This window comes from Sphingomonas sp. SL1004, from assembly GCF_057815015.1.
The window spans coordinates 1,905,594-1,924,346 of the sequence record NZ_JBYMUX010000001.1 but is presented as its reverse complement, the minus strand read 5'-3'; the positions used below and the strand labels follow the sequence as shown (position 1 = coordinate 1,924,346).

The following is an 18,753-nucleotide window of genomic DNA, read 5'->3' as shown; positions in this document are numbered from 1 at the left end:
TGAGATGCCCGCCCGGCCGAGCCGCTACGCCTGGGTGGTGCTCAGCCTGCTATGTTTCGTCTATGTACTGAACTTCCTTGATCGGCAGTTGCTGTCGATCCTGGCCAAACCCATCCAGGACGAGCTGCACGTTACCGACGGACAGCTCGGGCGGCTCGGAGGCCTCTATTTCGCGCTGTTTTACTGCATCCTTGGCGTACCGGTCGCGTGGCTGGCGGATCGCGGTAACCGCGTGCGCGTGCTGACGATCGCGTGTGCATTGTGGAGCGCGGCAACCATCGCGTGTGGGCTATCAGCCAATTACGGTCAGCTTGCAGCGGCACGGATGAGCGTCGGCATTGGCGAGGCGGGCGGGGTACCGCCGTCCTATTCTGTGATCTCGGACTATTTCCCGCCACATCGTCGCGGGCTTGCCTTGGGGCTGTTCAACCTGGGGCCGCCGCTCGGCCAGGCGCTGGGCGTCGCATTCGGAGCGAAGATCGCAGCGGCGTACGACTGGCGGTTAGCGTTCATACTGCTGGGGGCCGCCGGGCTGATCGCGGCGGCCGCCGTATGGACGTTCGTACGGGAGCCGAAGCGCGGCGCCACCGATCTCCCCCTGCCCGTACTGCAGGAGGGCGACGCGCCTACCTTCGGATCGACATTGAAGCTCTTCTTCACGCGGCCGACCTTGATGCTCGTGTCGCTGGCGGCTGGCGCAACGCAATTCGTGACCTATGCGACGCTCGGCTTCACCACCCTTTTCCTGATGCGCGAGAAGGGTATGACGCTTGACCAGATCGCGATCTGGTATGCGCTGGTACTGGCGATCGGGGTTAGCGCGGGCATCTATTTGTCCGCGCGGTTGGTCGACCGCCATGCAGCGAGCAGGCCGGAGATCTACGGCGAAATGCCGGGCTATGCCCTGCTGCTGGCCGTGCCGTTCTTCATCGGTTTCGTCTGGGCGCCGACTTGGCCGCTGGCGATGGCCTGTCTGATTGGACCGACCTTCTTCAACTACTTCTATCTGACGCCGGCCGTTGCGCTCGTCCAGAACGCCGTCAAACCGCGGCAGCGAACGCTCGCGGGCGCGGTGCTGCTGCTGATCATGAACCTGATCGGCCTTGGACTTGGGCCAACCTGGTTGGGCGCGGCTAGCGACTGGTTCAAGGCAAGTCACCCCGGCCATTCGCTCCAGTTCGCCTTCTACACGCTGGTGCCATTCTACTTCCTCGCCATTGCGCTGCATTTCGCGCTCGCCCGCGCGCTGAAGCGCGAACGCACCTTGAACCTGACGGAATGACATGACCCCTGGATTGATGCAGCCCTATGCGCTGACGCTCGACAAGTTTCTCGACCATGCCGCCAAATGGCATGGTCGCGCCGAGGTTGTGACCGGCGACGACGGAAATTCGACACGGGTCGACTATGCCACGTTGCGCGAGCGCGCCAATCGGTTGTCGGGTGCGTTTGCTGCGCTAGGCCTGCGGCAGGGTGACAATCTCGCGACGCTCGCCTGGAACAGCCAGGCGCATATGGAATGTTGGTACGGCGCTGTCGGTACCGGTGTCGTATGCCACACGCTGAACCCTCGCCTGGCGCCAGCGCATCTCGCTGGCATGATCCATCAGGCGCAGAACCGTGTACTCGCGGTCAGTCCTGGCCTCGCACCGCTGGTCGAGGAGCTGATTGCCGCCTGCCCGACGATCGCGCACGTCGTACTGCTGGGTGATCCGATCGCCGATCATCCGGTGCCGACATCCGATCGCGTCCGCATCTGGCGACTGGGCGAGTTGCTTGAAACGCACGGCACGCCGATGCCTTGGGGCGCGTTTGACGAGACCGCGCCTGCGGGCCTCTGCTTCACCTCGGGCACCACCGGTGCGCCCAAGGGCGTGACCTACACGCATCGTTCGAATTATCTGCAGACGCTACACCTGTTACAAGCAGACGTGATCGGCCTTCGTTCGTCCGACGCAGTGCTGGTTGCGGTGCCGATGTTTCATGCCAATGGTTGGGGCCTTGCCTTTGCGGGGCCGGCGACCGGCGCAAGGTTGGTGCTGCCCGGTCGCAACCAGGACGGTGCAAGCCTTGCGCGCCTGATCGACGACGAACAGGTGACTGTCGCGGTCGGGGTCGCGACCGTGTGGCTCGGGCTGATCGATCATCTCGAGAGGTCGGGTGGTGATCTCCCGTCGCTCCAGCGGGTCATTCTCGGCGGCTCGTCGGTGCCGCAGGCGCTGATGGACAGCATCGAAACACGCCTCGGCGTCACGGTGCAGACGAGTTGGGGGATGACCGAACTGTCGCCGCTCGGTACGATCATGCCAGCCGACACCTCTGTCCGCAGTTCAGCCCAAGCCGGCAAGCCACCGATCGGCGTCGACCTGCTGTTGACCGATGAAGTGGGCAAACCGCTGCCAGAACAGCGCGGGCATGAGGGCCGGCTACGCGTGCGTGGCGCAAGCGTCCTGGAGCGCTATTTTGGCGCCGCCGAGACCGCGCTCGATGCAGCGGGCTGGTTCGACACCGGCGATCTCGCAACGATCGACGCCGACGGTAGGTTGAGCATTACCGGTCGTGCCAAGGACCTGATCAAGTCGGGCGGCGAATGGATCAACCCAGGCGAGATCGAAGCGATCATCGGTGCGCTGCCGGAGGTCGCGCTGGTCGCCGTCGTCGGCCGAGCGCATCCCAAATGGGGAGAGCGGCCGGTATTGGTGGTCGAGCCCCGGCAGGGTGCTGAACCGACCGACGAGACGCTGCTCGCCGCGCTAAAGGACCGGATCGCAAGCTGGTGGATGCCTGATGTGATCGTCCGCGTCGTCGCCATGCCGCTGGCGATGACCGGCAAGATCGACAAGATGCGCTTGCGTGCCGAGCATGGCTGAGGCCATGCACGCGGCACGGAACTGAAAAATTTGGGAGCTCGCATGCCGGAACTGGGTGCACAACCGCCACGCACGCGCACTACCAAGGCGGATCAGCGTGCCGCCACGATGGAACAGATCTACGACGCCGCCGAGGAACTGTTCTCGCATCGCGGCCTCTACGGCGTCACGCTAAAGGAAGTCGCGCAGAAGGTCGGCGTTCACCAGTCGCTGCTGCACTATTATTTCAAGGACAAGAAGGAGCTGTTCGACGCGGTGATCGCGCGCCGTGCGCCGGTGACGATCGAGCGGCGCATGGCCGCGCTCGACACCTACGAGCGCGAGGTGGGTGATGCGATTACCGTCGAGGGCGCGCTGCATGCCTATCTCGATGTTGACCTCGACCTACACGGCCATGGCGACGCGGGCTGGCGCAACTACGGTCAGCTAGGTGCGCAGATGAGCAACACCGCCGAATGGGGCGCCGAGCTGATGGACACCTATTTCGACGTGATCGTGCTCCGACTGATCGACCTGCTGCAGCGCGCGCTTCCGGATTGCTCGCGTCAGGATCTGTTCTGGGGGTATCACTTCGTCACCGGCGGTCTGATGCTTACATTGGGGCGGACCGGACGGATCGACAAATTGTCGGACGGGTTGTGCCGCTCGGACGATTTCGAAGCGGTGAAGGAGCGCATGGCTCGGTTCATGGCGGCGGGGTTCTTAGCCACCTGCCAGGCTCGCAGGGCAGAGCGGGTAGAACTACAACGCGGTAGCTGACGCCAGGATGCCGGTCGCGAACGTTAGGCGATGCTCGTTCGAGGCTTCCAGCGACTTCGGTTGAACGGGCGATAACCTAGACAGGCAGGATTGGGACCGATGTTCGATCATTGGTTTACACCTGGCACCGTACATCAATTTAAGCGGACGCCGGCAACCTATTAATTGGGACAGGATACCATGGGGTCGTCACCGGAACTACTCGGCTGATCGCAGCATATACATGGGACACGATCGGCGCTGCCTTTGATGGAACGCCGCGTCGATCACGCGCGCAGTTAACGCATCTTTAGTGCTGGACGGCATTCCTCAATCGACGCTGGTTACTCGCGACGTCGGTGAGGGGCGTGCACGATGAGAGCTATAGCAGCGATGGCATCCCAAATGCCGTCGCTCTATCTTGAGTAATCATAGCGGCACAAGCGGGCGCCGCTACGATCTTCGGTCAGCGGCGGTTATGCCGGTAGTAGCGCGGGCTTCGGTAGTTTCGCCGGCTCCGGTAGCCACGGTTCCCGCGGTATGCATTGCGGCGCGCATAGCCGCGATGAACTGCTGCACGGCGGTTGTAGCGATATGCACGTGCGCGCTGAGCGCGACGGACTTGCGGCCGATGTGCCCTGCTGTATCCTCCGTGGGAACGGTAAGATTGTGCCGTAGCTTCGGTGGGGCTGACCGAAGCACCTATCCCAGTGAGCATCAAAGCCATCGCAATCGGCAGCATCAGTTTTTTCACTAAACGAACTCCCCTACTGAATTGGTGTTCGGTGACGACGGCCGGCACCGGTTCTTCCGCCGCTTAACGACAGACGCGCACCTTGCGGTGGTTACGGAATTCCATCCGGCAAACTTGACGGTGACGTACGCTCTTCTTGACCATGGTACGATGAACTACCGTCTTGTGGACTTCACGGGCGCCGTGGTTCTGGGCATTCGCTGCACCAGCCGTGAGGCCGAGCGAGGCAGCCATCGCAGCGGCAGCGAGAATCTTGGCGAGCTTCATACGTTTCCTTTCAGTCCCCGACATCGGGCAAGCGAGAGTATTACGCAGAAGAAATGACAGGGTTCCTACCCCAAATAAATGGTGCGACGAAACGATCGGCAATCCGCCCCGATGCATGAACGCCGGTGACGAGATCGCGCTGGTTACGAAGGACGGCCACAAAAACCGGGCGGGACGCGCACCCGGGTCGATCTAGGCTGGTAAGCCGTTAGCTAACAACTCTGCCATCCATTTGCCGAGCTGTTCCTTTGTAACCGCTCTACGGGACGTCTCGGCTCCAAGTGCGTGCCGTGCCAGTAGAAGATCTCGCCGTTGAGCAGCTCGTCGCGAAGCGAACCGTTGAAGCTCTCGTTGTAACCGTTCTCTCAGGGCGAGCCCGGTGCAATGTACAGCGTCTTTACGCCGACCTGCCCAAGCCATTTCTGAACCGCGGTAGCGATGAACTCGCTGCAATTGTCCGACCTGATATGCGCGGGCGGCCCCCGGGCGATGAACAGCTCGGCAAGCGCCGCCAGCACGTCTTCGTGTTTCAACTGACGTGCGGCGATCAGCGCCAGGCATTCCCTGCTGGCCTCGGCGATGATCGTGAGTATCCGGAACTTGCGCCCGTCGCCCGTTCGCGCTTCGACAAAGTCGTATGCCCAGACATGCGCCGGATACTCTGGCCGCAGCCGGATGCACGAGCCGTCGTTCAACCACAGCCGGCCACGCTTGGGTTGCTTCTGTGGCACCTTCAGCCCCTCACGCCGCCAGATGCGTTCGACACGCTTATGATTTACCGACCACCCCGCGGCATGTAGCAGTGCGGTCACCCAACGATAACCGTAGCGTCCATACTGCCCGGCCAGCGCAACGATGTCCTCAGTCAGCGCCTGTTCGTCATCTGCCCCACACGGCACCTTGCGCTGCGTCGACCGATGCTGCCCGAGTACGCGACACACCCGTCGCTCGGATACGTCCAGCACCTCTTTCACTTGGTCAATGCAGCGTCGGCGCCGCGCGGGGCTTAAAAGTTTCCCCGTGCCGCCTCCTGCAGGATCAGCTTGTCCAGCGTCAGGTCGGAGATCGCACGCCGCAGCCGCAGGTTCTCCTTCTCCAGGTCCTTCATCCGACGAGCCTGATCCGTCTTCAGGCCACCATATTCCTTGCGCCAACGGTAGTAGGTTTGCTCGCTGACCGCGATCCGCCGACACGCCTCGGCGGTCGTCCCGCCCTGGCCCAGGACGATCTCAACTTCACGCAGCTTCCCGATGATCTCTTCCGGCTTGTGCTTTTTCGCAGGCATTCGTCGTCCCTTCCTTGATCCAGACTCTCATAGTCGATGGACCGCTCAGAAGGGGGCCGCTCACGCCGCAAACCCGATAAGATGATTGGTATAGACAGGGGTTTGATTCTGGTTTGTAAATAGGTATGCTAATGATCAATTAGCTGTCAGGCAATTATGGTGGGAGCGGGAATGAGGGGCTGTGTGGTGCTGCTGGCGATCGTGAGTGCCGTGGCGGTCCCGATCAGCGTCAACGCCAAGATCGTAACGGCCAACGCCGCAGGGTCCCTCGCTGCCGCTATTCGCAATGCGAAGCCCGGCGACACGATAGTCATGGCGAATGGTACTTGGTCCGACATCGCCATCGTGATGGCGGGACGGGGGACCGCAGGACATCCCATCACATTGCGCGCCGAACATCCTGGCAAAGTTGTTATCACAGGCCGCTCAAGCCTTAAGATCGCCGGCCGTCACCTGGTCGTGGCGGGCTTGGTATTCCGGGATGGCTATGCACCTAACGGTGAGGTGATCGCTTTCCGCAACGGCTCCGAGGAATGGGCGGAACATTCCCGGCTGACCGATGTCGTCGTCGATCGGTTCAATCAGCCCGATCGCCGCAAGGAGGACCATTGGGTTGCACTATACGGCCGCGATAACCGCGTTGACCACGCGCACTTCGAGGGCAAGGCGAACGGCGGGGCGATGATGGTCGTGGTACGCGATGCTGCGCGGCCGCTCGATAATCGTCACTGGATCGACCATAACTACTTCGGACCGCGACCCGTGCTGGGATCGAACGGCGGCGAGACGATCCGCATCGGTACGAGCACGGAATCGGCAAGCGCCTCGCATACCATCGTCGAAGATAATATCTTCGAGCGCTGCGACGGGGAGGTCGAGATCGTCTCGGTAAAGTCGGGTGGCAACATCGTCCGGCGTAACGTGTTCCTCCAGTCGCAGGGTTCGGTGGTCTTGCGCCACGGCGATGGCAATCTGGTCGAGGACAACGTCTTTCTTGGCGGTGGCATCGCCCATACTGGCGGCGTTCGGGTGATTAATCGCGGCCAGATTGTCCGGGGTAATTACATGGAGGGGCTCGCCGGAACCGAGTTCACCAGCGCGGTCACGGTGATGAACGGCGTACCGAACTCGCCAATCAACCGCTACGTACCCGTCAGCGACGCGCTGATCGAGCGCAACAGCGTCATCGATGGTTCGCGGATCACGTTTGGCGCAGGCGCGAGCGACGAGCGATCCGTGGCGCCGACGGCAACGCGGTTCACGGACAACCTCATCGTCAATACCGGCGGGGCTGATCCTTTTCGCGCGGAGGCGTCCATCGCGGGTATTCGGTTCGAGGGGAATGTCCGCACGACGACCGGTTCGCTGGCGCTTCTGATCGATCGCAGGGCGATAAACCTCGCGCGTGCCGCCAATGGCCTGTTATATCCGACCGACAAGGCCTTTGCCGAACTTGGTGCATCGCGCGCGCTGAAACCCATCGCGAAGTCTGACGTGGGCGTGGCCTGGTACCCAAAGCCGGCGAGCATGGTGGCCGCGTTCGGGAGCGGGCACGTGCGGTCCGTGGTGCGTAACGCCGTCGAGCTGGCCAAGGCGGTGGCGACGGCCGAGACCGGTGACACGATCGCGCTGTCGCCCGGACGTTATCGGCTTACCGCGCCGCTGGTGGTGGATCGGACGTTGACGCTTGCCGGGCCGGTCGGCCGCACGGCGGTGATCAGCTACACGCCGGCAACGCTGTTCGTCGTCCGCGACGGTGGGCGGTTGCGGCTCGACCGTCTTGCGATCTCCGGGGTCGCGACCCCAAGCTTGTCGGGCAATGCGGTCATCCGCGCAGCGCCTATGCTGTCCAATTACGCGATCGAGATCGACGACAGCGGCTTTTCCGGCATGGCGCAGGCGTCCGGTTTCGATGTCGTCGCGACCGCCGAGGCGTCGCTTGCCGAACGGATCGCAATCCGCGGCAGCGACTTCGCGGACATATCGGGGGCCGTGATCGCGGCGCATGCGGAGACAGGCTCGAAGGGCCTTTACAGCGCTGAGCACGTGCTGATCGCCAACTCCCGGTTCACGCGCGTCGGGACGATCGCAGACGTGTTCCGCGGGGGTGCCGACGAGAGCACCTATGGTCCCCATTTTCGGCTGACGGGGTCGACCATCACGGACAGCGGCAAGCCAGCGGGATCGATCCTGCTGTCGGGCGTGCAGGAGACGGACATCAGCGACAACCGGTTCGCGCGCAGCGGTGGAATCGTCGCGGCGCATAGCGTCGGTTCGCCGCTGACCCGGATCGCCGACAACGTCCTCGTCGACACCGCGACGCCCGTCGTTCGTGAACTTTTCCACAAGGGGCCGTCACGAGCCCTGATCGCCGAAAACACCGTGAGAGGATCCCAGTAATGCGCGTATCGCGCCTTTTCCCCAGTATGGCCGCCGGCCTCGCCATCGTCGCATCGATGGCCTCTGCCCAGTCGGTGGTCGCCCCCGATCCGGTCGCTGCGCCCGTACTATTCAAGCCTGCCGCGATGGCGACCATGACCGGATCGGGCGCCAAGTCTCCGCTGTTCGGCGAAGATCTGCGCCGGGTTCGCCGCACGTTCGATGCCGCGATCAAGGCGGGGATCAACGTTCCGGTGCCCAAGGACCCCGGCGGCGGGGCGACGCACGAGCAGCACAAGCGCAACTACATCGCGCTCTATGGGGCTGGGATCCTGTACCGGATCACCGGGGACCGCATCTACGCCGATTACGCGCGGCGCATGCTGCTCGAATATGCCCGGCTATATCCAACGCTCGGGGCGCATCCGGCGGCCGCGAACGAGGCGGCAGGGCGGCTGTTCTGGCAAAGCCTCAATGACAGCGTCTGGCTGGTCTATGCGGTGCAGGGCTATGATGCGATCCGCGACACGCTGTCGGCAGCGGACCGCAAGACGATCGACGATAATGTGTTCCGGCGCATGGCGACGTTCCTCTCGGAGGGCCAGCCGAAGATCTTCAACCTGATCCACAACCACGCCACCTGGGCGGTCGCGGCGGTCGGTATGACCGGATATGTGCTGCGCGACCGGGCGCTGGTCGACAAGGCGCTGAAGGGATCGGACCTCAGCGGCAAATCGGGCTTCATCGCGCAGGTCGACCAGCTGTTCTCGCCCGACGGCTATTACACCGAAGGGCCCTATTACCAGCGCTATGCGATGCTGCCGTTCGTGCTGTTCGCCAAGGCGATCGAGACCAACGATCCTGGCCAGCGCATCTTCGCGCACCGCGACGGCGTGCTGGTGAAGGCGATCCGTACATTGATCCAATTGACCTATGACGGCTATTTCTTTCCGCTGAACGACGCGATGCCGGACAAGAGCCTGAAAACCGACGAGCTCTATCAGGCGGTGGCGATCGGGTATGGCGTGACCAGGGACCCGACGTTCCTGTCGATCGCGCAGTGGCAGGGGCAGACCGTGCTGACCCCCGACGGACTGCTCGTGTCGCAGGATCTGGCGGCAGGCAAGGCCCAGCCGTTCGTCTATACCTCGCAGCTATTTAGCGATGGACCCGACGGCAAGCAGGGCGGCATCGCGGTCATGCGTGCCGGACCGGCCGACCGCGACGAAGTAGTGGTCGCGAAGAACACCGCGATGGGCCTCGGACATGGCCATTTCGACAAGCTGAACTGGCTTTTTTACGACAATGGCAACGCGGTCGTGACCGATTACGGCGCCGCGCGCTTCCTGAACGTCGAGAGCAAGGACGGCGGGCGATACCTCAAGGAAAACGAGAGTTGGGCGAAACAGACCGTGGCGCACAACACGCTGGTGGTTGACCAAGCCAGCCATTTCGGCGGCAAGTGGAAGGCCGGCCAGACACTGGCGCCGAAGCAGATCTATTTCTCCGGCGACGGCGCGACCAAGGTCAGCATCGCGGAAATGACCGGTGCCTATCCCGGCGTCGTCTTCCGCCGGACGCTGGTGCAATTGCCGATCCCCGGCGGTGCGGCGCCGGTGGTGGTCGACCTGCTGCATGTGGCCGGCGGCGCGCCGGCCACCTATGACCTGCCGCTGCACTATAGCGGGCATATAACCGACGTCGGGTTTCCGGTGCAGTCGAACGGCAAGACGCGGCCGGTGCTCGGGACGGCGAACGGGTACCAGCACATCTGGGTCGATGCCATCGGTACGCCCGATGCGACCAATGCGACGGTAACATGGCTCAAGGGTGGCCGGTTCTACACCTATCGCGCGCTGCCCCCGCAGGGAGCGACGATGATTCTCGGCGAGAGCGGCGCCAACGATCCGCGGTTCAACCTGCGTCGCGAGCCGATGCTGATCCAGCGGGTGACCGGCGCGACCACGACGGACTTCGTCGGCGTACTCGAGCCGCACGGCGCCTATGATCCGTCCGCCGAGACGACGGTCGGCGCAAAGTCGCGTATCGTCGCCCTGCATCATGTTCGCGGCAAGGACGGCGATATCGTGGTGCTCGATCTCGGCAGCGGCGGCGCCGTCACGCTCGGCATCGCCGAGAACGCCGATCCGGCGGCCGCACACAGCGTCGCGATCGCGGGGCGGACGGTCAGCTGGAAGGGGCCGTTCGCGCGCTTCGACACGCCCAAGGCGGTGAAATAACATGGTCGCGATGTCGAAGACTCCTCAGGTCGACGGGCCGGGGCGGAAAATCCAGGGGCTGCGCTGGTGCGTGATCGGGCTGATCGGGCTGGCGACCGTCATCAACTATATCGATCGCAACGCGCTGGCGGTGATGTGGCCCGCGGTGTCGAAGGACATCGGTGCGGACAAGGCCGATTACGCGCTGCTCGTGACGGTGTTCATGCTGGCCTATGCGGTCGGGCAGTCGCTGTTCGGGCGCATTCTCGACGTGATCGGCACGCGGCTCGGCTTCGTGGTTTCGATCGCGGTGTGGTCGCTGTCGATCGCCTTGCACGCGGCCGTCCGCTCGCTCGGAATGCTGGCAGTGCTACGCGTCACGCTGGGGACGAGCGAGGCTGGCAATTGGCCCGGCGCGGTGAAGGCGAACGCGACGTGGTTTCCGCCGCGCGAACGCGCACTGGCGCAAGGCATCTTCAATTCCGGCGCGGCGATCGGCGCGATCATCTCGGCGCCGCTCGTGGCATTGCTCTATGTCCAGATCGGCTGGCGCGCCACGTTCCTCATGGTCGGTATCCTCGGCTTCCTCTGGCTGTTGCCGTGGCTGTGGCTGTACCGCGGCGATCCCGACGCGCATCCCTGGCTGACTGAGGCCGAACGGGCGCTTATCAACGGCGCGCACGAGGACGGCGCCGCGGCGTCGACCGGTTACGCGCCGACGATGCGCGGGCTGCTGCGGCATCGCCAGAGCTGGGCGATCATCGTCAGCCGCTTCTTCCTCGATCCGGTCTGGTGGCTGTTCGTCTCGTGGCTGCCGATCTATCTCGCGGAGACGTTCGGGTTCGACGTCAAGCAGATCGGGCTGTTCGCCTGGGTGCCCTATGTCGGCGCGATGGTCGGCAGCCTGAGCGGCGGCTGGCTGTCGGGGCGTCTGATCCAGTCGGGCTGGCCGGTGCTGCGTGCGCGCAAGGTGGTTATCACCGGGGGCGGGGCGATCATGCTGCCGGCGCTGCTGCTGACGATGGGCGCGGCGACGCCGCTGGCCGCCGTGCTGCTGATCGCCGTCGTGCTGTTCGGTTTCCAGGTGGCCATCAACAACATCCAGACGCTGCCGAGCGACTATTTCGCCGGCGGTGCGGTCGGCAGTCTTGCCGGGATCAGCGGCACCGCGGCGGTTGCCGGCACGCTGATCACGACTTGGCTTGTGCCGAGCATGACCGCGCAAAGCTACGCACCGATCTTCGCGCTCAGTGCGGCGATCGTTCCGGTTTCCATCGCCGCACTCTGGCTGCTGGGCGGCTCGCACGCTCCGGTCGTGCCCGAGGGCGACATCACCACCACGCACAAAGGGTTACGTCCATGAGATTCACGAACAAAACGGCCATCGTCACGGGTGGCGGGCGCGATATCGGCAAGTCGGTCTCGCTGCGGCTCGCCAGCGAAGGCGCAAAGGTCGTCGTCAACTATCGCAGCGACGAGGCCGCGGCGCAGGCGACCGTCGACGAGATCACCGCCGCGGGCGGCACCGCCCTGCTGTTCCGCGCGGACGTGACGAAGGCGGCCGAGGTCACGGCGATGGTCGAGGCGACGGTGGCGGCATTCGGCGGGACGATCGACATCGTCGTCAACCTCGCCGGTGGGATGATCGCGCGAAAAACCATTGCCGAGATGGACGAGGCGTTCTTCGACACGGTCATGGACCTGAACCTGAAATCGGCATTCCTGGTGACCAAGGCGGCGCTGCCGTACATCCCGAGCGGTGGGGCGATCGTCAACATCGCCTCGCTCGCCGGACGCGATGGCGGCGGGCCGGGCGCGACGATTTATGCGACGTCGAAGGGTGCGCTGATGTCGTTGACGCGCGGTCTGGCGAAGGAGCTCGGCCCGCAGGGTATCCGCGTGAACGCGCTGTGCCCGGGCCTGATCGGTACCAGCTTCCACGATATCTTCTCCAAGCCGGAGGGGCGCAAGGCGACCGCAGGCAACACCCCGTTGCGGCGTGAGGGGCATCCGGACGAAGTCGCCTCCGCGGTCGCTTTCCTGGCGTCCGACGATGCGTCGTTCCTGACCGGCACGAACGTCGATATCAATGGCGGGTTGTTCTTCTCGTAAGACCAGGCGTCCGCAAGAAGAGGGAGAGGAATTATGCGCAAGACGGTCGTAATGTTCGCAGCGCTTTCGCTAGCTACTGGAGCTTCGGGGCAGGGCGCGCCCAGGCCTCGTACCGACGCGCCGCCGATCCAGGCGTACAAGATTATCCTCGTGGGGGATTCGACGATGGCGCCCGGCAGCGGCTGGGCGTCCGCGTTCTGCGCAAGCCATGTGAAATCGTCGACCGCGTGTCTGAACATGGGGCGTGGCGGGCGGAGCACCCGCAGCTATCGCGCGGAAGGGTCGTGGGCGATCGCGCTCGATGAGGCGAAGGTGCGTGGCTACAAGGCGACCTATGTGCTCATACAGTTCGCGCACAACGATCAGTCGGAAAAGCCGGAGCGATGGACAGACCGGACGACGGAGTTCCCGACAAACCTGAGGCGTTACGTCGATGAGGTCCGAGGGGCAGGGGCGATCCCGGTGCTGGTGACGCCGTTGACGCGGCGCGACTTCAAGGATGGTCGCTTGCAGAATACGTTGGCGGAATGGTCCGATGAGGTGCGGAAAGTGGCGACGGCGATGAAGGTGCCTCTGGTCGATCTCAACGCGCATAGCGCCGCGCTGGTGCAGCAACTCGGCGCGGTGGATGCGGCGAAGCTCGCGATGGCCGAACCACTGCCGGCCGAACTGGCGGCGGCACAGTCAGGCACCACGCTCAAGGCGCGGACGGCGGAGGAGGCGAAACTGCCCGAGGCGCCCGCCAAGCCCAATAGTCCACGTGGCCAGTTCGGGCTGAAGTTCGATCACACGCATGTCGGGGCGGCCGGCGCGCAGGTCTTTGCGCGGATGGTGACGCAGGATCTGGCAGCGGCGGTGCCCGCCTTGCAAGCTCAACTGGTGCCCTGAGCCGCCTATCGGCGGACATCCAGACCGCCGGCGAGGAAGCTGTCGATGTCGTGCTGGTCGAACAGCGCGGCATCGCCGGTGAGGCTGTGCTTGAGGCAGGTCAGCGCGAGGCCGTACTCGATGGCTAAGGCTTCGCGACCGTCCTCGCCACCGTTCCCCATCAGGCCGTGCAGGACACCCGCCGCAAAGGCATCGCCTGCACCGATCCGATCGACGATCCCCGCCACTTCGACGTCGCGCGTCTGCCAGGAGTCCGATGGGGTATCGAGCCGAGCGGTAATCCGGTGGCAGTCGACGTGCGCGATTTCGCGCGCCGCGGATGCGATCCAGCGGAGATTAGGGAAGGCGGCGAAGGCGGCCTTGGCCGCTTCGCGGCGCCGTTCGGGGCCATCGCCTGAAAATGGCGCGTCCAGCAGCAGTGTCATGTCGCGGTGATTGGCAAAGAACAGATCGGCGTGTGCGACGAGTTCCCGCAGGATGGCGCGGGGATCGCTGCCCCAACTTTCCCACAGGCGAGCGCGGTAGTTCGCGTCGAAAGATATCCGGATGCCGCGCGCGCGTGCCGTCCGCATCGCTGTCAGGGTCGCGTCGGCCATCTTTGGGCCGAGTGCAGGCGTGATGCCCGAGACGTGCAACCAGCGGGCGCCGTACAGCACCGCATCCCAGTCGACTGCGCGCCAATCCGTCGTGGCGAACGCGCTGCCAGCACGGTCGTAGGTTACGTCGCTCGCGCGTAACGACGCTCCCTGCGTCAGGAAATACAGCCCAAGCCGCCCCGGCGCTTCAGCGATCCGCGTCGTGTCCACGCCGGCGCCACGGAGAAACGTCCGCGCGCGCCTGCCCAGCGGTCCGCTCGGCACGACGCTTGCAACCGCGCTGCGCCACTCGAGCGCAGCCAGGGCGACCGCGACATTGGCCTCCGCCCCTCCGATCTGCACGCCGAGCGTATCCGCCTGGGCCAGTAGCGATCCGACAGGGGCGGTCAGTCGCATCAGCACTTCGCCAAAACACACGATGTCCGCGGGTAAATACCGTTCGGGCTTCATCACATCCGATCTCCTAGTAGAGGATCGCCCTATAGGTATGACAAACTGGTATCCACATATTTATCGAACCTCATTGACATAGTGCCTGATGACTCGGCATTGATCGGCAAAACAAAATAGGAGTTGAGGGTGAGGATGTCGTCACGCACCATTAAGGTCGCAGCCGCGCGCAAGCGGCGGGCCGCCCTGTTGCCAGGCACCGCACTAGCGGTACTCGTCGTCGGAACGCCTGCTGTTGGACAAGTGCTTCCGGCCGCGCAGACACCTGCGCCGGATCCGCAGTCGGCAGTCCCATCGGTTCCGGCACCCGCTGAATCTGATAGCGCGACAGCCGACCCCGCTGTGCCGCCATCCGCACCCTCGAGCGATGCCGACATCGTCGTGACCGGCATTCGGCAAACATTGCAGAACTCGATCAACGTGAAGCGCAACGAGACTGCGATCGTCGATGCGCTATCGTCGCAGGATATCGGCGACCTGCCGGCCTTGTCGATCGGCGAGGCGATCCAGACGATCACCGGCGCGACCACGCACCGCGAGAAGGGCGGCGCGTCCGAAATCTCGCTGCGGGGGCTTGGTAGCTTCCTGAGCAATACGACGTTCAACGGACGTGAAGCGACGAACGGCAGCGGCGACCGCGCGGTCAATTTCAACCAGTTCCCGTCCGAACTGGTCAACGGCATCAAGATCTACAAATCGCAGCAGGCGAACCTGCTTGAAGGCGGCGTCGCCGGTTCGATCGAACTCCAGACGATCCGGCCGCTCGATTATGGCAAACGCGCGCTGCAGGTCGAGGCAAAGGCTAACTACAATCCCTATCAGGACCGTATTCGCGGTGAGAGCGCCTGGGGCTGGCGTGGTACCGCAAGTTACATCGATCAATATGATCTCGGCTCACTCGGCAGGGTCGGCATCGCACTCGGCTTTCAGCGCAACTCGGTGAACAATCCCGAGGAGACCTACGCCGGCAGCAGTACATGGGTCGCGTGCAACCCCAACGTCGTTGTTGCGGCAGGCAACTGCTCTGAGGTGACCCGCGAGCAGGGGGCTGCGGGAACACCGTTCTATCTTACGCCGAACTCGACGATTTTCCGACAGATCACGGAGAAGGATAAGCGCAACGCCTTCATCGGTTCGCTCCAGTGGCAGCCCTCTGATACGCTCGATATCAACTTGGATTTCCAGTATTCGAAGCGGGATTATAGCGAGGACCGTCATGATCTGACCCTGTCCGAGACGCGTTACGGCTTGAAGAACGTCCAGTATGACGACCAACATCGCCTGCTCTATGCCGAGGGCCTGACCTCCGTGGAGTCGACCGGCAACCTGCTGACACGCGACGAGAAATATATCGGCGGGGGCGGCAATATCGCCTGGAAACCCACTGACCGGCTGACGATCACGGCGGATGCCTCCTATTCGCGCACGGAACGGCGGACGCTCGAACGTAGCGTGCGCCTGCGGACCGATCCGCTGGACGTCAACGGCGTACGGACGCCGCTGAACAACCAGCGTGTGCCGTACATTTATGACGCGCGGAACGGGTTCGCCCCCACCGTCACGCTCGATCCACGGTTCAACGTGAACGACTGGAAGCTGTTCAGCGACGACGCCCGCATTCGTCGCGCGGACGAGTACAAGACCGACGAAATCCTCGCCGGTCGTTTCGACGTCGCGTACACGTTCGACGGATTTCTGAGCCGGATCGACGCAGGCGCCCGCTATTCGCACCGACGCTATACCGCCTATGACGATCTGGTCGAAACGCTGCAGGATGATCGCACAGTGGATCGTGCCGTCAGCGAAAAATGCCGTACGGCCTTCCCGCAACAAGGCTTCCTTTCCGATGCGCCGACGCAGTCCATCACCAGTTGGGCTACGTTCGATACGCTTTGCCAATTCCAGAATTATTTAGGCACCGAAGATCCGGGCGGCAATGCGGACACTCGCTCCGTCGCCAATGCGGATGTGAAGGAAACGGTTTGGTCGGGCTATTTGATGGGATCGTACAAGGGTAATCTCGGCACCCTGCCGGTCCGCGGCAATTTCGGCGTCCGCCTCGTTGATACGAGGCTAACGTCCGTCGGATTGCGAAGCGGCCTTGACGTCGTGACGGGCGCCGATGGTTCGATCTCGCTTGTCGGCACCGGTGCGTTCGACGAGGTGTCGATCAAGAACAGCTATTTTCGCGCATTGCCCAGCGTCAACGCCAATTTCGACCTGGCGAGCGACGTCATACTGCGCCTTGCGGCGTACCGTGCGATGTCGCGACCGGCGCCGAGCGATCTAGCAGGCGGGCGGACCGTGCGGCTCGAAGATGGCACGGGGTTCGGGTCGATCGAGGATGCGCTCGGCCAGATAATCGCCAACGGCAGCCCGCGGTTGAAACCGATCATGTCGTGGAACGGCGATGTAGCGCTCGAATGGTATCCGAACCGCGACACGATCGTCTCGGGGACGGTCTACTACAAGCAATTCGCGGGCGGCTTTGTGCCGGTGACGATAGATGAAGAGTTCGAGATCGACGGGCAAACGGTGACCGTGCCGGTGACGCAACGTCAGAACAGCGACGAGAAAAGCCGCGTCTACGGACTGGAAGTGACGCTTTCCAATCGATTTTCGTGGTTGCCCAAACCGTTCGATGGTTTGGGTGGAAAGGTGAGCTACAATTACTCGGACTCGAATTTCAAGAATTACGATATCCGTCTGGGCGACGTAACTGATCCGTCGACCGGGGTCGTCACGCCCGGGATCGTTCCGGCTGCAAATCTCAGCGGCTATTCCAAACATGTCGTCTCGGGCCAGCTTTATTACCAGCTGGGCCCGGTTTCGCTCCAGGGCATCTACAATTATCGATCGAAATATTATCAGGATTTCGTCGGTGGCAATTCGCAACTTCGATATGTCCGGGGTTCCGACACGCTCGATCTGCGCGCCTCCTACAACATCAATCGCAATGTCTCCTTGAGGCTGGAAGCGCTGAACGTGTTGAACGAGCCCAAGGTGACCGACATGCCTGTCGAGGGAAGCAGTCGCCAGTATCACTATTACGGCGCCAAATATTTTGTGGGGGTGCGCGTCCGACTTTGAGGGGCGCTTAGGCTCGGCGACTGGCGGCTTTTCATTGGCGTGTGAAATTGGTAGGACAACCGAAGGAATAAAGGATTTTGCAGCGCCATGGCCGAGCGTCGTCTGTTTCAGGAAGTTGCGGATCGCATTGCGGGGATGATCGCGGAGGGCGTTTTCCCGCCAGGTACGCGCCTTCCTGGGGAACGCGAGCTCGCCGAGCAATTCGACGTCAGTCGCGTCACGATCCGCGAAGCGGAGATTGCGCTGCAGGCGACAGGGGTCATCCGCATCAAGACCGGATCGGGCGTTTACGTGTCGGATACACCGGCGGCAAAGCCCGGCGAGCTTCCTGCGGTCAGCGCGTTCGAATTGACCGAGGCCCGCTCGCTGTTCGAATCCGAGGCGGCGGCTTTGGCGGCGCCGATCATCTCCGACGACCAGATCGAAGTGCTGGACGCGTTGTTGAAGGACATGGCCGAGGAAGGAGCGGATGATGATCGCATTACCGAAATTGACCGTGCGTTCCATCTGACCATAGCCTCGGCATCAGGCAACCGGGCGATCACGCACACGGTGGAGATTTTATGGCGCATGCGGACCGAAATTCAGGATGTTCGCGATACGCACAAATCGGTGTGCCATCATGACGCAAGCGTACGTCACCGTGAGCATGCCGCGATCGTAGACGCCCTGCGGCGACGGGACTCTGTCGCAGCGCGCGCGGCGATGCGCCAGCATTTCAGTCGCTTGTTAGAAGCGATGCTGGATGCGACCGAACAGCGCGAAGCTCAGGCGCTCAAGCTGAGGTCCGCCGCGAGCCGGGCAAGGTTCCTGATGAGCGCCCAGTTGGTATAAAGTCGCTTATGTCGCAAGGCGACGGCTGACTGCGCTCTTGCTAGAACATCAGGCAGATGAGCCTTGCTGTCTATTCATCTTAATCGGTTCGACACGACCGCGGGTAGCTTCCTCAAAACTACAGCTCCAGCAGTCGCAATTCATTGAAATGAACGAATGTCTGAAGATGAGACGCGCATTTCCGGCTGCGGAATGACTGGAAGTGGGTCTCGCTGGATCTGCACTGCTGGCCGCCTTGGCGCCCTGCGGCCAAACGGAGAAGTTGATCTAC

At 63.1% G+C, this 18,753-nt stretch carries 12 protein-coding genes and 1 pseudogene; 10 read left to right on the top strand and 3 right to left on the bottom strand.

Going from position 1 to position 18,753, the window contains the following annotated elements:
• The first annotated feature begins 4 nt into the window (after nt 1-4).
• Genes AC3D24_RS08675 through AC3D24_RS08665 form a run of 3 tightly spaced genes read left to right on the top strand, consistent with a single transcriptional unit; the run spans nt 5 to nt 3,629 of the window.
• Nucleotides 5-1,282, top strand: a complete 1,278-nt coding sequence (locus tag AC3D24_RS08675; RefSeq protein ID WP_489029836.1) for a spinster family MFS transporter — start codon at nt 5-7, stop codon at nt 1,280-1,282.
• 1 nt (nt 1,283) lies between these two features.
• Nucleotides 1,284-2,870, top strand: coding sequence for an AMP-binding protein (locus AC3D24_RS08670; protein WP_489029834.1), 1,587 nt, complete (start codon nt 1,284-1,286; stop codon nt 2,868-2,870).
• Between the two features lie 42 nt (nt 2,871-2,912).
• Nucleotides 2,913-3,629 carry a TetR/AcrR family transcriptional regulator gene (locus AC3D24_RS08665; protein WP_489029832.1) on the top strand — a complete coding sequence of 239 codons (717 nt, stop codon included), beginning with the start codon at nt 2,913-2,915 and terminating at the stop codon, nt 3,627-3,629.
• Nucleotides 3,630-4,425: 796 nt separating this feature from the next.
• Here AC3D24_RS08665 and AC3D24_RS08660 read toward each other — a convergent pair.
• On the bottom strand, nt 4,426-4,629 hold the full coding sequence (locus tag AC3D24_RS08660) for a hypothetical protein (RefSeq protein WP_480964259.1): 204 nt from the start codon (nt 4,627-4,629) through the stop codon (nt 4,426-4,428).
• A 212-nt stretch (nt 4,630-4,841) separates the two neighbouring features.
• Nucleotides 4,842-5,914, bottom strand: a pseudogene (locus AC3D24_RS08655) (IS3 family transposase).
• Nucleotides 5,915-6,085: 171 nt separating this feature from the next.
• Here AC3D24_RS08655 and AC3D24_RS08650 point away from each other — a divergent pair.
• Genes AC3D24_RS08650 through AC3D24_RS08630 form a run of 5 tightly spaced genes read left to right on the top strand, consistent with a single transcriptional unit; the run spans nt 6,086 to nt 13,512 of the window.
• Complete coding sequence (locus tag AC3D24_RS08650; RefSeq protein WP_489029831.1) at nt 6,086-8,314, top strand: chondroitinase-B domain-containing protein; 2,229 nt, start codon at nt 6,086-6,088, stop codon at nt 8,312-8,314.
• Complete coding sequence (locus AC3D24_RS08645; protein WP_489029829.1) at nt 8,314-10,533, top strand: alginate lyase family protein; 2,220 nt, start codon at nt 8,314-8,316, stop codon at nt 10,531-10,533. Before AC3D24_RS08650 ends, AC3D24_RS08645 begins: the two co-directional genes overlap by 1 nt.
• A 10-nt stretch (nt 10,534-10,543) precedes the next feature.
• Nucleotides 10,544-11,875: an MFS transporter gene (locus AC3D24_RS08640; RefSeq protein WP_489029827.1), complete on the top strand. Its 1,332-nt coding sequence runs from the start codon at nt 10,544-10,546 to the stop codon at nt 11,873-11,875.
• Complete coding sequence (locus AC3D24_RS08635) at nt 11,872-12,624, top strand: SDR family NAD(P)-dependent oxidoreductase (protein WP_489029826.1); 753 nt, start codon at nt 11,872-11,874, stop codon at nt 12,622-12,624. The genes AC3D24_RS08640 and AC3D24_RS08635 overlap by 4 nt, the downstream gene beginning before the upstream one ends.
• Nucleotides 12,625-12,657: 33 nt before the next feature.
• Entirely contained in the window at nt 12,658-13,512 is an 855-nt protein-coding gene (locus AC3D24_RS08630) for a rhamnogalacturonan acetylesterase (RefSeq protein ID WP_489029824.1), read from the top strand.
• Between the two features lie 5 nt (nt 13,513-13,517).
• Here the strand turns inward: AC3D24_RS08630 and AC3D24_RS08625 are convergent, their stop codons facing one another.
• Nucleotides 13,518-14,558 carry a sugar kinase gene (locus AC3D24_RS08625; RefSeq protein ID WP_489033110.1) on the bottom strand — a complete coding sequence of 347 codons (1,041 nt, stop codon included), beginning with the start codon at nt 14,556-14,558 and terminating at the stop codon, nt 13,518-13,520.
• A 342-nt stretch (nt 14,559-14,900) separates the two neighbouring features.
• On the opposite strand from AC3D24_RS08625, the gene AC3D24_RS08620 reads away from it, so the two are divergent.
• Together AC3D24_RS08620 and AC3D24_RS08615 are read left to right on the top strand one after the other, a co-directional pair.
• Entirely contained in the window at nt 14,901-17,648 is a 2,748-nt protein-coding gene (locus AC3D24_RS08620; RefSeq protein WP_489029822.1) for a TonB-dependent receptor, read from the top strand.
• An 87-nt stretch (nt 17,649-17,735) separates the two neighbouring features.
• The gene (locus tag AC3D24_RS08615) at nt 17,736-18,482 is read left to right on the top strand and encodes a FadR/GntR family transcriptional regulator (protein WP_489029821.1); all 747 of its coding nucleotides are present in this window, start codon (nt 17,736-17,738) and stop codon (nt 18,480-18,482) included.
• Nucleotides 18,483-18,753: the final 271 nt, after the last annotated feature.

What these genes read in the sequence shown, in the direction of transcription:
- AC3D24_RS08635 (WP_489029826.1), top strand. Translation starts at nt 11,872, where the DNA reads ATGAGATTCACGAACAAAACGGCCATCGTCACGGGTGGCGGGCGCGAT.
- AC3D24_RS08665 (WP_489029832.1), top strand. Translation starts at nt 2,913, where the DNA reads ATGCCGGAACTGGGTGCACAACCGCCACGCACGCGCACTACCAAGGCG.
- AC3D24_RS08650 (WP_489029831.1), top strand. Translation starts at nt 6,086, where the DNA reads ATGAGGGGCTGTGTGGTGCTGCTGGCGATCGTGAGTGCCGTGGCGGTC.
- AC3D24_RS08640 (WP_489029827.1), top strand. Translation starts at nt 10,544, where the DNA reads ATGTCGAAGACTCCTCAGGTCGACGGGCCGGGGCGGAAAATCCAGGGG.
- AC3D24_RS08660 (WP_480964259.1), bottom strand. Translation starts at nt 4,629, where the DNA reads ATGAAGCTCGCCAAGATTCTCGCTGCCGCTGCGATGGCTGCCTCGCTC.
- AC3D24_RS08615 (WP_489029821.1), top strand. Translation starts at nt 17,736, where the DNA reads ATGGCCGAGCGTCGTCTGTTTCAGGAAGTTGCGGATCGCATTGCGGGG.
- AC3D24_RS08670 (WP_489029834.1), top strand. Translation starts at nt 1,284, where the DNA reads ATGACCCCTGGATTGATGCAGCCCTATGCGCTGACGCTCGACAAGTTT.
- AC3D24_RS08645 (WP_489029829.1), top strand. Translation starts at nt 8,314, where the DNA reads ATGCGCGTATCGCGCCTTTTCCCCAGTATGGCCGCCGGCCTCGCCATC.
- AC3D24_RS08675 (WP_489029836.1), top strand. Translation starts at nt 5, where the DNA reads ATGCCCGCCCGGCCGAGCCGCTACGCCTGGGTGGTGCTCAGCCTGCTA.
- AC3D24_RS08625 (WP_489033110.1), bottom strand. Translation starts at nt 14,558, where the DNA reads ATGAAGCCCGAACGGTATTTACCCGCGGACATCGTGTGTTTTGGCGAA.
- AC3D24_RS08630 (WP_489029824.1), top strand. Translation starts at nt 12,658, where the DNA reads ATGCGCAAGACGGTCGTAATGTTCGCAGCGCTTTCGCTAGCTACTGGA.